The sequence below is a fragment of the Verrucosispora sp. WMMC514 genome, from assembly GCF_027497295.1.
GTDB lineage: Bacteria > Actinomycetota > Actinomycetes > Mycobacteriales > Micromonosporaceae > Micromonospora > Micromonospora palythoicola.
In genome coordinates this window covers 2,260,979-2,275,783 of sequence record NZ_CP114906.1, presented here as the reverse complement: position 1 = coordinate 2,275,783, position 14,805 = coordinate 2,260,979, and the positions used below count along the sequence as shown (strand labels likewise).

The 14,805-nt window shown below is 71.0% G+C and carries 3 protein-coding genes; all 3 read left to right on the top strand.

Annotated elements, in window-relative coordinates; translation table 11 throughout:
- Nucleotides 1-10: 10 nt before the first annotated feature.
- Genes O7597_RS10250 through O7597_RS10240 form a run of 3 tightly spaced genes read left to right on the top strand, consistent with a single transcriptional unit; the run spans nucleotide 11 to nucleotide 14,789 of the window.
- Nucleotides 11-10,795, top strand: coding sequence for a non-ribosomal peptide synthetase (locus O7597_RS10250; protein WP_281582561.1), 10,785 nt, complete (start codon nucleotides 11-13; stop codon nucleotides 10,793-10,795).
- Nucleotides 10,792-14,580, top strand: a complete 3,789-nt coding sequence (locus O7597_RS10245) for an amino acid adenylation domain-containing protein (protein ID WP_281582560.1) — start codon at nucleotides 10,792-10,794, stop codon at nucleotides 14,578-14,580. The genes O7597_RS10250 and O7597_RS10245 overlap by 4 nt, the downstream gene beginning before the upstream one ends.
- Complete coding sequence (locus O7597_RS10240; protein ID WP_269740712.1) at nucleotides 14,577-14,789, top strand: MbtH family protein; 213 nt, start codon at nucleotides 14,577-14,579, stop codon at nucleotides 14,787-14,789. Before O7597_RS10245 ends, O7597_RS10240 begins: the two co-directional genes overlap by 4 nt.
- Nucleotides 14,790-14,805: the final 16 nt, after the last annotated feature.

Sequence of the window (14,805 nt, the reverse complement as noted above, 5' to 3'; positions counted from 1 at the left end):
GTACGCACGTATGAAGAAGTCCGCCGTCGAGAACATCCTGCCGCTGACGTCGTTGCAGGAGGGATTTCTCTTCCACGCGCTGTACGACCGTGAGGGCCTGGACGTCTACACCGCGCAGATGGCCATCGAGCTGACCGGCGAGCTGAACGCCAGCGCACTGCGGGCAGCCGGCGAGACGATCGTGCGGAGGCACGCCAACCTGCGGGTCGCGTTCCGCTACCGCGGTCTGGACCGGCCGGTGCAGGTCGTCCGGCGCGAGGTGCGTACCCCGTGGCGGGAGGTCGATCTCAGCAACGCCGAGACACCGGAGGACGCGTACGCCGAACTGCTCGACGCCGAACGGGCCCGCCGCTTCGACATGGGCCGGGCCCCGCTGCTACGGTTCGTCCTGGTCACGCTGCCGGACAAGACCCACCGACTGGTCCTGACCATGCACCACATCCTGATCGACGGCTGGTCGGTCCCGGTGCTGCTGGACGAGCTGTTCGCGCTCTACGAGTCGCACGGCGACCCGGCCGGGCTGCCCCGGGTGGCGCCCTACCAGGACTATCTGGCCTGGCTGAACCGCCAGGACCGGCCGGCCGCGCAGACCGCCTTCGCCGAGGCGCTCGCCGGCCTCGTCGAACCCACGCTGGTGTCGGGAGCGGAACGGGGTGACGCGGTCGCCCCGGAGAGCGTCCTGGTCGAGCTGTCCAAGGACCTGACCGACCGGCTCACCGCGACCGCGCGCAGCCGCGACCTGACCCTCAACACGTTCCTCCAGGCGGCGTGGGGCATCGTGCTCGGCCGCTACCTGGGCCGTACCGACGTCGTGTTCGGCGGGACGGTCTCGGGCCGCCCGCCCGAACTGCCCGGAGTCGAGCACATGGTCGGGCTTCTGATCAACACCCTGCCGGTCCGGGTCCGGTGGTCCGACCGGGACTCGCTCGCCGACGTGCTGACCTCGTTGCAGCGCCGACAGGCCGAGCTGATGCCGCACCAGCACGCCGGGCTCACCGAGGTGCAGCAGGCCGCCGGGTTGGGCGAGCTGTTCGACACGGCCACCGTCTTCGAGAACTATCCGGTCGATGTGGACAGCACGCCCGCGCTGTCCGACGGGGTACGGATCACCGATTTCCAGGCCCGGGACGCCACCCACTTCGCGGTCAGCGTGGTCGGTATGCCCGGCGAGCGGCTGTCGTACCGGCTGGACTTCCGGCCGGACGTCTTCGACGCGGCCACGGTGACCCGGTTCGCCGAGGGGATGCGGAGGCTCCTCGAGACCGTGGCCACCGAACCGGATCTGCCGGTCGCGGCCGTCGACCTGCTTACCGCGGACGAGCGCACCCGCATCCTGGAGACCTGGAACGACACCGGCCGCCCGGTCGACCGGGTGACCCTCACCGAACTGCTGGATCGGCAGGCCGCCCGGACGCCGGACGCGATCGCCGTGACCGGCGGTGGCACCGAACTGACCTACCGGACCCTGCACGCCGAGGCGAACCGGCTGGCCCGGGTGCTGATCGCCCGCGGCGCCGGCCCGGAACGGCTGATCGCGATCGCCCTGCCGCGCCAGCCGATGCTCCTCGCCGCCCTGCTCGCCGCGCTCAAGAGCGGCGCCGGATACCTGCCCGTCGACCCGGACCAGCCGGCCGATCGGCTCACCGGCATGCTCGCCGAGACCCGGCCGGTGTGCCTGGTGACCACGGCCGCCATCGCGGGCGGGATGCCCGACACCGGTGTGCCGGTCGTGTTGCTCGACGACAACGACCTGCGTACGGAGATCGCCGCCCAGCCCGACAACGACGTGTCCGACTCCGACCGGCTCGCTCCGCTGACGACGGCACACCCGGCGTACGTCATCTACACCTCCGGATCGACCGGTAAGCCCAAGGGCGCGCTGATCGAGCACCGGGCCGCGGTGAACTACCTGGCCTGGGCGGTCGACACCTATCCGGCGGTGGGTGACAGTGTGCTGCTGCACTCGCCGATCTCGTTCGACCTGACCGTCACCGGGCTCTACGCCCCGCTGATCTGCGGTGGCCGGGTGCAGCTGGGAACCCTGACCGAAGACGATCACCCGGACACCCGGTTCGCCTACCTCAAGGCCACCCCGAGCCACCTTCAGCTGCTCAACGTGCTGCCCGCCGAGTTCTCCCCGACCGCCGAACTGGTGCTGGGCGGTGAGCCCCTGCCCGGCCGGCAGCTCGACGTGTGGCGTGTCGCCCACCCCCGGGCGCGGGTCATCAACGAGTACGGGCCGACCGAGACCACCGTCGGCTGCACGTGGCTGACGATCGAGCCGGGCGACGCCATCGACGCCGAGGTGCTGTCCATCGGCCGGCCCATCTGGAACACCCGGGCGTACGTGCTGGACGCCGCCCTGGCGCCGGTCGCTCCGGGGGTCGTCGGCGAGCTGTACATCGCCGGAGACAACCTGGCCCGCGGCTACATCGCCCGGCCCGGCCTCACCGCCGGCCGGTTCGTCGCCGACCCGCTCGGCGAGCCCGGTGCCCGGATGTACCGCACCGGCGACCTGGCCCGCTGGTCCGAGGACGGGTTGCTGTGGTTCGCCGGGCGCTCCGACGACCAGGTGAAGATCCGCGGCTACCGGGTCGAGCTGGGCGAGATCGAGTCGGTGCTGTCCACTCACCCGGACACCGGACCGCTGGCCGTCCTGGTGCACGAGGAGGCGGGTGACAAACGGCTGGTGGCGTACGTGGTATCCGCCGCCGGCACCCGACTTGACGTCGCCGCACTACGGGCGCACGTGGCCGCGGAACTGCCCGCGTACATGGTGCCGGCCGCGTTCGTGGAGCTGGACGCGCTGCCGCTGACCGTCAACGGCAAGCTGGACAAGCGCGCCCTGCCGGCCCCGGTCTTCGGCGAGGGCACCGCCCCGGCGGCCACCGGGCGGTTCCGGTCGCCCACCGAGGAACTTCTCGCCGGTGTCTTCGCCGACGTGCTCGGGGTCGCCTCGGTCGGCCGCGACGACAGCTTCTTCGACCTCGGCGGGCACTCGCTGCTCGCCACCCGGCTGGTCGGCAAGGCCCGTTCCGTGCTCGACGTCGAGCTGACCATCCGCTCGGTGTTCGAGTCGCCGACGGTCGCGGCGCTGGCCCGGGTGGTGGAGACCGCACAGGGCGCCCGCCCCGCGGTCCGGCCGATGCCGCGCCCCGACGTCGTGCCCCTGTCGTACGCCCAGCAGCGCCTGTGGTTCCTCAACACCCTGGAGGAGAGCGCGGCCGCCTACCACCTGCCGCTTGCCGTCCGGCTCACCGGTGAACTGGACCGGGAGGCGCTCGTCGCCGCGCTGGGTGACGTGCTGGACCGGCACGAGGCGCTGCGCACCGTGTTCCCGCAGGCCGACGGACAACCCCGGCAGGAGGTGCTGGCCCCGCCCGAGGCGCGTACCCGACTGACCGCCGCCGTCGAACGGTGCGAGACCGACGAGGACCGGCTGCCCGGCCGGCTCGCCGAGATCGTCGCCCGACGGTTCGACCTGAGCACCGACCTGCCCGTGCGCGTCGCCCTGCTCGACCTCGCCGACGACGAGTGCGTGCTGCTTGTGGTGGTGCATCACGTGGCGGGTGATGGGTGGTCGTTGGGTCCGTTGTTCAGGGATTTTGGGGTGGCTTATCGGGCTCGGGTTGTGGGTGTGGTGCCGGTGTTTGGTGTGTTGCCGGTGTCGTATGTGGATTTTGGGTTGTGGCAGCGGGAGTTGTTGGCGTCTGTGGGTGGGCGTCAGGTGGAGTTTTGGCGTGAGGCGTTGGCGGGTGCGCCGGTGGTGGTGGATTTGCCGGTGGATCGGGTGCGTCCGGTGGTGGCGTCGTATGTGGGTGCTCGGGTGGATGTGGTGTTGCCGGTGGGGGTGCATGCGCGTGTGGTGGAGGTGGCCCGGGCGCGTGGGGTGAGTGTGTTCATGGTGTTGCAGGCGGCGGTGTCGGTGTTGTTGGCGCGGTTGGGTGCGGGCACGGATGTGGTGGTGGGCACGGCGGTGGCGGGGCGTGTCGATGAGGTGGTGGAGGACCTTGTCGGGTTTTTCGTGAACACGTTGGCGTTGCGGGTGGATGTGTCGGGGGATCCGTCGTTCGCGCAGTTGTTGGAGCGGGTTCGTAGGGCGGATGTGGCGGCGTTCGGGCATCAGGATGTGCCGTTCGAGCGGTTGGTGGAGGAGTTGAATCCGCAGCGGTCGTTGGGTTGGCATCCGTTGTTTCAGGTGATGTTGGTGTTGCAGAACACTCCGCAACCGGATCTGGACCTGCCCGGCATCGAGGTCGCGGTGGAGGAAGTCTCCTCGCCGGTCGCGAAGTTCGACCTGCTCTTCGACCTGGAGGAGACCTTCGACCGGGACGGCCGTCCGGCGGGGATCGTCGGTGGCATCGACTACGCGACCGATCTGTTCGACCACGCCACGGTGGAGGGCTTCGCCGCCCGTTTCCGCCGACTGACCGAAGGGCTGCTCGCCGACCCGAGGGCGCGGATCAGTGCGGCCGATGTGCTCGCACCGGCTGAGCGCCGCCGGGTGCTGGAGTCGTGGAACGACACCGCGGTGCGGTGGGACGACAGCTCCCTGATCGAAGTCCTGGAGTCGGCGGGGCGGCGGTTTGGCGATCGGGTTGCGGTGGTGTGTGGGTCGGAGTCGGTGACGTATGGGGAGTTGCACGAGCGGGCGGGTCGTTTGGCTGGTGTTTTGGTCGGGCGGGGTGTGGGTTCGGAGTCGGTGGTGGCGGTGGCGTTGCCGCGGTCGGTGGATGCGGTGGTGGCGTTGTTGGCGGTGTGGAAGGCCGGTGGTGCGTATTTGCCGGTGGATGTGTCGCTTCCGGTGGAGCGTATTCGTTTCATGGTTGCTGACGCGGGTGTGGTGTGTGCGATTGCTGATGATTCTTTGGCGGGTGTGTTTCCGCGGGTGGTGGGGGTTGGTGAGCGGGCGGATGAGGTGTTGTCCGGGGTGGTGGTTCCGGATGATTCTTTGGCTTATGTGATTTACACGTCGGGGTCGACGGGGCGTCCGAAGGGTGTGGCGGTGGCCCGGTCCGGGGTGGTGAATTTGCTGCGTTGGGCGGGGGACTTTTTCGGTGTTGATGGTTTGTCGTCGGTGTTGTTGTCGACGTCGTTGAGTTTCGATGTGTCGGTGTTCGAGTTGTTCGCGCCGTTGGCGGTTGGTGGTCGGGTGGAGGTGGTGCGGGATTTGACGGTGTTGGTGGAGCGGGGTGGGTGGTCGGGCAGTTTGGTTTCGGGTGTGCCGTCGGTGTTCGCGCAGATCGTGGCTTCGGGTGTGGATTTGGATGTGGCGCGGGTGGTGTTGGCCGGTGAGGGGTTGCCGGCGTCGGTGTTCAACGCGATCGACGCGCCGGAGATCGTGAATATTTATGGTCCGACTGAGGCGACGGTGTATTGCCTGGCGTGGCGTTCGGCGGGTGGGCGGGTGTTGTCGCGGCCGGCGTTGACCGGGCGTCCGGTGGCGAACACGCGGGTGTATGTGTTGGACGCCGGGTTGAATCCGGTGCCGCCGGGTGTGGCTGGTGAGTTGTATGTCGCGGGTGCTGGTGTCGCGCGTGGTTATCTCGGGCGGGCGGGGCTGAGCGCGCAGCGGTTCGTCGCTGATCGGTTTGGTCCGCCTGGTGCGCGGATGTATCGCACGGGGGATCTGGTGCGGTGGACCGCTGGTGGGGACATCGACTATCTGGGCCGGGTCGACAACCAGGTGAAGGTCCGGGGGTTCCGGATCGAGTTGGGTGAGGTCGAGGCGGTTCTGGCTGGTGTTGACGGGGTCGAGTCGGCGGTGGTCGTGGCCCGTGGTGATCATCTGGCCGGGTATGTGACCGGTGGGGTGGACGCGGCGGTGGTGCGTGAGCAGGCGGTGCGGGTGCTGCCGGGTTACATGGTGCCGTCGGTGATCACCGTGTTGGACGCGATGCCGATGAACGCCAACGGCAAGTTGGACCGGGCGGCTCTGCCGGATCCGGTGTTCACCGCCGGCGGTGGTGCTCGGGCTGCCGGGTCTGTCACCGAGGAGCTTTTGTGTGAGGTGTTCGCCGAGGTTCTGCGCGTGGAGTCGGTCGGTGTCGATGACGTGTTCTTCGACCTGGGTGGGCATTCGCTGTTGGCGACTCGGCTGGTGTCACGGGCGCGGGCGGTTCTCGGGGTGGAGTTACCGATCCGTGCCGTGTTCGAGGCACCCACCCCGGCCGGGTTGGCGGTGCTCGCCGCGGACGCCCCGCCGGCCCGGCCCGCGATCACGGTGCGTCCGCGTCCGGCGCGGTTGCCGTTGTCGTTCGCCCAGCAGCGGTTGTGGTTCCTCAACCGGCTCGACACCGGCGGTCTCTACAACATCCCGATCGCGATCCGTCTCACCGGTGACCTCGACACTCAAGCGCTGATCACCGCGATCGGCGCGGTCGTGACCCGACACGAAACCCTGCGCACCATCTTCCCCGACCAGGACGGACAACCCCGCCAGGAAATCCTCACCCCAACCGAAGCCCAAGCCCGGCTGGAGCATGCGGTCACCGTCACCACCTGTCCGCCCGGCGATCTGACCGCCCGGCTGCAGCACGCCGCGAACACCCGCTTCGACCTCGCCACCGACCTGCCGCTGCGGGCCTGGCTGTTCACCGGGGAGCCCGGTGAGTACGTCCTGTTGCTCCTGCTGCACCACATCGCCGGGGACGGTTGGTCGCTGGCGCCACTGCTGCGGGACCTCGCCGAGGCCTACCGGAACCCGCGAACCCCGCTACCGCAACTGGCGATCGGCTACGCCGACTACGCCCTCTGGGAGCAGGAGCAGCAGGGCGGCATGCTGGCCCGGCAGCTCGAATACTGGCGCGGGCAGCTGGCCAGCCTGCCGGACGCGGTCGAACTGCCCACCGACCTGCCGCGTCCGGCCGCGTCGACGCATCGGGCCGGGGTCGTCGAGTACCGCCTGGACGCGGACCTGCACCGGCGACTCACCATCCTGGCCCGCGAGCACAACGCCAGCCTCTTCATGGTGCTGCACACCGCGCTCAGCGCCCTGCTCACCCGCCTCGGCGCCGGCACCGACATCGTCATCGGCACCCCCGTCGCCGGCCGCACCGACACCGCCCTCGACGACCTCGTCGGCCTCTTCGTCAACACCCTCGTACTACGCACCGACACCAGCGCCAACCCCACCTACACCGACCTGCTCCACCAGGTACGCCACACCAACCTGGCCGCGCTCGCCCACCAGGACCTGCCCTTCGACCGCCTGGTCGACGACCTCAAACCCGAACGCTCACTATCCCGACACCCCCTCTTCCAAATCATGTTCGCCCTGCAGAACAACACCGACCCCGACCTACCACTCGACGACATCCACGTCGAAGCAGTCGACCTCGGCACCGGCCCAGCCAAATTCGACCTCACCATCGAGGTCAAGGAAACCTTCGACGGCGACGGTGCCCCGGCCGGTCTGACCGGGCATTTCGTGTACGCCCGGGACCTGTACCACCACACCACCATCGAGAGCCTCGGCCAGCGTCTCACCCGGGTACTGACCGCCCTGGTCACCGACCCGGGGCGGGGCATCCACGACACCGATCTGCTCACCGCGTCCGAACGCGATCACGAGCTGCGGATCTGGAACGACACCGTGAGCCACCCGGCCGGCACGACGATCGTCGGTCAGTTCGAGGAGTGGGCGGCGCGCGTGCCGGACGCCCCCGCGATCGTCTCCGACGAGGGCACGCTGACCTACCGGGAACTCGACCGCCGGGCCAACGCCTGGGCCAACCGGCTGCTCGCCACCGGGGTGCGGCTGGAGGACCGGATCGCGACGCTGCTCGGCCGCTCACCCGACCTGGTGGTCGCCGTGCTCGGTATCCTCAAGGCTGGATGCGTCTACGTGCCGCTGCACGACTCCTATCCGCTGGAGCGGCTCAACTTCATCCTCGATGATGTCGCGGCGCCGCTGTTGCTCACCGACCGGGAGACGCTGCCGGACGGCCTGCGGGTCACCGCCTCGGTGCTGCGGGTCGACCAGCCGGCCGGCGCCGCCGACCACGCTCCCGACGTCAGCATCGGGCTCGACCAGGCCGCCTACATTATGTACACGTCGGGCTCCACCGGTGTGCCGAAGGGCGTCGCGGTGACCCACGTGAACGTCGTCGAACTGGCCACCTGCGTGGAGTTCTACGGCGACGCGCACCGCCGGGTCCTGATGCACTCGTCGCACGCCTTCGACGCCAACACGTACGAGCAGTGGGTGCCGCTGCTCACCGGCGGCACCATCGTGCTCGCTCCGGACGGCGAACTCGAGATCGAGACGCTGCGGCGGCTGGCCCGGCACCATGACGTCACCACGGTCTTCCTCACCACCGGACTGTTCCGGCTGTTCGCCGAGGAGGCGCCGGACAGCTTCGCCGGCATCCGGGAGCTGTGGACCGGCGGCGAGGCTGCGCCCACCGACGCCGTGGCGCGGGTACGGCGTGCCTGCCCCGACCTGACCGTGGTGAACGTCTACGGGCCCACCGAGGGGACGGCCTACGCCACCCGGCACCCGATCGCGCCGGGGGACGACCTGCCTCGGACCGTGCCGATCGGGCTGCCGATGGACAACTCGTTCGCGTACGTCCTGGATCCCTACCTCGGCCTGGTGCCGCCGGGCACGGTCGGTGAGCTCTACATCGCCGGCGCCGGGCTGGCCCGCGGCTATCACGGACGGGCCGCCCTGACCGCCGAACGGTTCGTCGCCGATCCGTACGGGCTGCCCGGGGAGCGGATGTACCGGACCGGCGACCTGGTGCGCCGCGTCGCCGGTGGGGCGCTGGAGTTCGCCGGACGCGCCGACGACCAGGTGAAACTTCGCGGCTTCCGGATCGAACTGGGCGAGATCGAGGCGGTCCTGGAACGGCATCCGGCCGTCACCCAGGCGGTGGCGATGGTCCGCCAGGACCGGCCGGGCGAGCGGCGCCTCGTCGCCTACCTGATCGCCGGCACCGACCTGGACCTGGCCGAGGTCAACCGGCTCGCGACCGCGGCGATGCCGGAGTACATGGTGCCGGCGGCATACGTGATCCTGGACGCGCTGCCGCTCGCCGGCTCGGGCAAGGTGAACCGCAAACTCCTGCCGGTGCCGGAACGCGAGACCGGCGGGCTCGGTGGATCGCCGGAGACCGCTGCGGAGCGTGCCCTGGCCGGGGTCTTCGCCGAGGTTCTCGGCCGGTCCGAGCCGGGAGCCGAGGACGACTTCTTCGAACTCGGCGGGGACAGCATCCTCTCCATCCAGGTGGTCAGCCGGGCCCGCAAGGCCGGCCTGGTGCTCACGGCACGCGAGGTGTTCGAACACCGGACGGTGCGCCGGCTCGCGGCCCTCGCCCGGCGCCCGGTCGACCCGCTGGGGAGCACCGACGACGGCACCGGCCCGGTCCAGCTCACCCCGGTGATGCACTGGCTGGGGGCCGGCGGCGGCACGATTGACGGCTTCAACCAGTCCTACCTGGTCACCGCGCCGGCCGGGCTGACCGAGGAGACGCTCACCGGGGCCGTGCAGACGCTGCTCGACCACCACGACGCGCTGCGGGCGCGACTGGAGTCCCGGGAACTGCTGATTCCGCCACCCGGCTCGGTCGCGGCCGGTGACGTGGTGGTTCGGATCGACGCGCGGAACGCCCCGGACGGGTTGGTGGAACGGGAGACCGAGGCCGCCCGGCGGCGGCTGGACCCGTACCGCGGCGTCATGCTGCAGGTCGTCTGGTTCGACGCGGGTGACGGGCCCGGCCGGCTGCTCGTGCTGGCCCACCACCTGGTGGTCGACGAGGTGTCGTGGCGGATCCTGCTGCCCGACCTGGCCGAGGCCTGCACCGCTCCGGGCACGACCACCCCGCAACCGGTACGGACCTCGCTACGCCGGTGGTCCACCGAGCTCACCGAGGCCGCCACCGGCAGCCGCTGGACCGGTCAGCTGCCCTACTGGCTGGACGTCGTCGGCGGCGAGAGCCCCCGGTTCGGCGCCGACCGACTGACCGCCGGGCGGGACACCCTGGCCACCGCCCGCTCGTACCTGTTCGAGCTGGACGTGACCCGGACCCGGGAGCTGCTCGGCCCGGTGCCGGCCGCGTACCGCCTGACCGCGCACGAGGTGCTGCTGACCGGGTTCGGGCTGGCGGTCCGCGAGTTCTCGGCCCGGCGTCACGGCGCGGCGGTTCGTACCCCGCTGATCGATCTGGAAAGCCACGGCCGGCACGAGGACGTCATCGACCCCACCCTCGACCTGTCCCGGACGGTCGGCTGGTTCACCGCGATCCATCCGATCCGACTGGACGTCCCTCCGCTGTCCTGGGACGCCCTGACCGCGGCCGGCGCCGAGACCGGAGCGGCCGTCAAACGGGTCAAGGAGTCATTGCGGTCGGTGCCCGACCGCGGGCTCGGCTGGGGCCTGCTGCGGTATCTCAACCCGGCCACCGCCGAGCGGTTGGCCGGGGCGGACCCCGCCCCGATCGGCTTCAACTATCTGGGCCGGCTGGCCGGCGGTGAGGACGCCGGGCCGGGCGGCGCCATCGGTGACCCGACCCTGGCGTTCGGCCACGTACTCGAGGTCAACGCCTTCGTCCGGGAGACCGCCGGAGGAGCCCGGCTGGTGGCCGACCTGACCTGGCCGGCCGCGCTCCTGACGCCGGACGAGGTGGCGGAGATCGCCGGGCTGTGGGGGGACGCGCTGGACGCCCTCGCCCGGCACGCCGCCACCCCGGACGCCGGCGGCCTGACCCCGTCCGAACTGTCCATGGTGTCGCTGTCGCAGCAGAACATCGATCTGCTCGAGGCGAAGCTGAACAAGGCTGCGAGGAAGTCGTGACCACCGCGATCGAGGATGTCCTGCCGCTCTCCCCGCTGCAACAGGGCCTGCTGTTCCACACCCTGTACGACCCGCACGGCCTCGACCTCTACACGGTGCAGCTCTACGCCGAGCTGGACGGGCCGGTGCACGAGGATCGGTTGCGCACGGCGGCGCGGACCCTGGTGGCCCGGCACGCCAACCTACGCGCCGTCTTCATGCACGAGGGCCTCGACGAGCCGGTCCAGGTGATCCGCCGCACGGTCGAGGTGCCCTGGGAGGTCGTCGACGTCGCCGGCGAGGAGGACTTCGCCGCGCACTACGAGAAGGAACGGGGCCGCCGGTTCACCCTCGACGAGGACGTGCTCCTGCGGTTCACTCTCTACCGACTGCCCGGCCGGCACCGGATCGCGATCACCCTGCACCACATCCTGCTCGACGGGTGGTCCATACCGTTGCTGCTGGAGGAGTTCTTCGTCGGGTACGAGGCCGGCGACCTGCCCCCGGTCGCCCCCTACCGGGACTACCTCGCCTGGCTGTCCCGGCAGGACGGTGCGGCCGCGCTGGCCGCCTGGCGTGCCGTGGTCGACGAAACCCTCGAACCGGCGCTGGCCGGCGTCACTTCGGAACCGGGGCTGCCGCGACTGCCGCACAGGCACACCGTGGAACTGTCCGAGGAGCACACCGCGCTGCTCAGCGCCGTGGCCCGCGGGCGCGGCTGGACACTGAACACCGTCGTCCAGGTCGCCTGGGGGCTGGCGCTCGGCCGGCTCCTGGGCCGCCGTGATGTCGTGTTCGGCGGCACCGTCGCCGGGCGGCCGGCCGACCTGCCCGGTGTGGAACGCATGATCGGGCTGTTCATCAACACCCTGCCGGTACGGGTCACCTGGTCACCCGGCACCACCCTGGCAGACCTGCTGACCAGCGTGCAGCGCGGGCAGACCGATCTCATGCCGCACCAGTTCGCGCCACTCGCCGAGATCCAGCGCCAGGCCGGCCGCGGACAGCTGTTCGACACCACCCTGGTCTTCGAGAACTATCCGGCCGACCCGATCGGGTCCGGTGACCCGGTGCCGCTCGGAGATGGCGTACGGGTCACCGACATGGAGGCGCGCGACTCCACCCACTACGCCGTCACCGTGATCGGCATTCCCGGCCGACGCCTGTCGCTCCGCCTCGACCACCGGCCCGAACTGGTCGGCGACGAGACCGCGGCCCGGCTCGGCCGGTGGCTCGTGCGGCTGCTCACGGCCGTTACCACCAACCCCGACCGCCCGGTCTCCGACGTGGCCCTGATCGAGCCGGGCGAGCGCGACAGCGTGCTGCGCGACTGGAACGCCACCGACCACCCGGTGCCCGCCCGAACCCTGGACGTGCTGCTGGAGGAGCAGGCGGCCGGCACCCCGGACGCGGTCGCCGTGGTGGCCGGCGACGAGGCGGTCACCTACGCCGTACTGCACGAGCGAGCCGGCCGGGTGGCCCGGCACCTGATCGAGCGGGGCGTCGGGCCGGGCACCGTGGTCGCGGTGGCGCTGCCCCGCTCGGTGAACCTCGTCGTGGCGCTGCTGGCCGTGCTCAAGGCGGGCGCCGCCTACCTGCCGATCGACCCGGACCTGCCGACCGAACGGGTGGCGGTCATGCGCGCCGACGCTGCGGCGGTCCTGGTGCTGGACGACGAGGCGGTCGTGGCGGACTGGTCGGCGCGGGGTGAGGCGGTCACCGCCGCCGACCGCCGGCCGACCCACCCCGACGACCTCGCCTATGTCATCTACACCTCCGGTTCGACCGGGGTGCCGAAGGGCGTCGGGGTGCCGCACCGGGGGATCGTCAACCGGCTCGCCTGGACCCAGGCCGAGTACGGCCTGACCACGGCCGACCGGGTGCTGCAGAAGACCTCGGTCGGTTTCGACGTCTCGGTGTGGGAGTTCTTCTGGCCGCTGACGGCCGGGGCCGGCCTGGTGATGGCCCGGCCCGGCGGGCACCGCGACCCGGCCTACCTTGCCCGGGAGATTCAGCGGCACCGCGTCACCGCCGTCCACTTCGTGCCCTCGATGCTCGAGGTGTTCCTCGCCGAGCCGGCCGCGGCGGGCTGCCGGGGCACGCTGCGGCGCGTCCTCTGCAGCGGCGAGGCGCTCCCGGTCGCGGCAAAGGACGACTGCCTCGACCTGATCGGCGCCGAGGTGCACAACCTGTACGGCCCGACCGAGGCCTCGGTGGATGTCACCGCCTGGCCGTGCGCCCGCGACGAGACCACCGTGCCGATCGGCCGGCCGGTCTGGAACACCAGCACCTACGTCCTCGACGACCGCCTCGCCCCGGTTCCGCCGGGCGTGCCGGGGGAGCTCTACCTGGCCGGCCGGCAACTCGCCCGCGGCTATCTGGGGCAGCCCGGCCGCACCGCGGAACGGTTCGTCGCCGACCCGTACGGTCCGCCCGGCACCCGGATGTACCGCACCGGGGACCTGGCCCGGTGGTCCGGCGACGGGCACCTGCTCTACCTGGGCCGCGTCGACGACCAGGTGAAGATCCGCGGCCAGCGCATCGAACTGGGCGAGATCCAGTCGGTGCTCAGCCGGCACCCGCGTGTCCGACAGTGCGCCGTGCTGGTCACCGACGGGCTGCTCGTCGCCTACGTGGTGGCCGAGGACGGCATCGCGCCGCGGGACGCGGACCTCGCCGCCCACCTGTCCGCCTCGCTACCGTCGGTCATGGTGCCCGCCGCGTTCGTCCACCTGGACCGGCTGCCGGTGACCGCCAGCGGCAAACTGGACCGGCGCGCGCTGCCCGCCCCCGACCGCGGCAGCCGAGGCGGCCGGGCCGCCGCCTCACTCATCGAGAGCCGGCTGTGCGCGGCCTTCGCCGAGGTGCTCGGCCTCGACACGGTCAGTCCCGAGGACGACTTCTTCGCGCTCGGCGGCCACTCGTTGCTGGCGGCGCGGTTGGTCGGCGCGGTGCGTACGGCGCTGGGCGTCGAGGTGCCACTGCGTGCCGTCTTCGAGGCGCGGACCCCGGCGGCTCTCGTACACCACATCGGCGCCGGCGGTGACGGTGTCCTGCCGCTGCGTCCCGGCGGCGACCGGCCTCCGCTTTTCTGTCTGCCGCCCGCGGCTGGATTGAGCTCCTGTTACGCCGGGATGCTCGATGAGCTCGACGACGACCTGCCGGTCTTCGGGCTGAACGCGCCGGACCTCTCGGGGTACGAGACGATCGGCAGCCTCGCCGAGCACTATGCCGAGCGCATCCGGGCCGTGCGCCCGCACGGTCCGTACCGGCTGCTCGGCTGGTCGGCCGGCGGCCACCTGGCGCACGAGGTCGCTGTCGTGCTCGGCGGCGAGACCGAGCTGCTCGTTCTGCTGGACGCGTATCCGCCCGAGCGGACCGGGCCGGTCAGCCGGGCCGAGGTCTTCGACAGCGCGTTCGGCGGCACCGGCCTCACCGTCGCCGACCTCGACCGGCCGGACGGTCGGGCACGGGTGCTCGACCTGGTACGCCGGGAACTCGGCCTCGACGAAGCGGTCGCCGCGGACGTGGCCCGCGGGGTGCTGGAGACCTTCCTCGCCACCACCCGGGCAGTGCTGGAGCACACCCCCGGCGTGTACCCCGGTGATCTGCTCTTCTTCCAGGCCAGGGACGCGGCACACGGCCCGGAGCACACGCCCGACCGCTGGCTGCCCTACGTGACCGGGGACATCGACGTCCGCACGGTCGACTTCGCGCACGCCGACATGACCCGCCGGGAGGTACTCGGCGCGGTCGCCGTGGCCGTCAACAAGGCCACGGCCCACGACAAGGAGGACCAGCGATGACCAACCCCTTCGACAACGCCGAGAACACCTTCCTGGTGCTTGTCAACCACGAGGGTCAGCACTCACTGTGGCCCGATTTCGTCGAGGTGCCCGCCGGCTGGCAGATCACCTTCGGCCCCGGCACCCGCGAGTCCTGCCTCGCCTACGTCGAGGAGAACTGGACCGACATGCGGCCGAACAGCCTGATCGCGGCGAGCGCTCCGAACTGACGACCGACACTCTTCG

Coding starts and splice junctions, on each gene's coding strand:
- O7597_RS10240 (WP_269740712.1), top strand. CDS start 14,577: ATGACCAACCCCTTCGACAACGCCGAGAACACCTTCCTGGTGCTTGTC.
- O7597_RS10250 (WP_281582561.1), top strand. CDS start 11: ATGAAGAAGTCCGCCGTCGAGAACATCCTGCCGCTGACGTCGTTGCAG.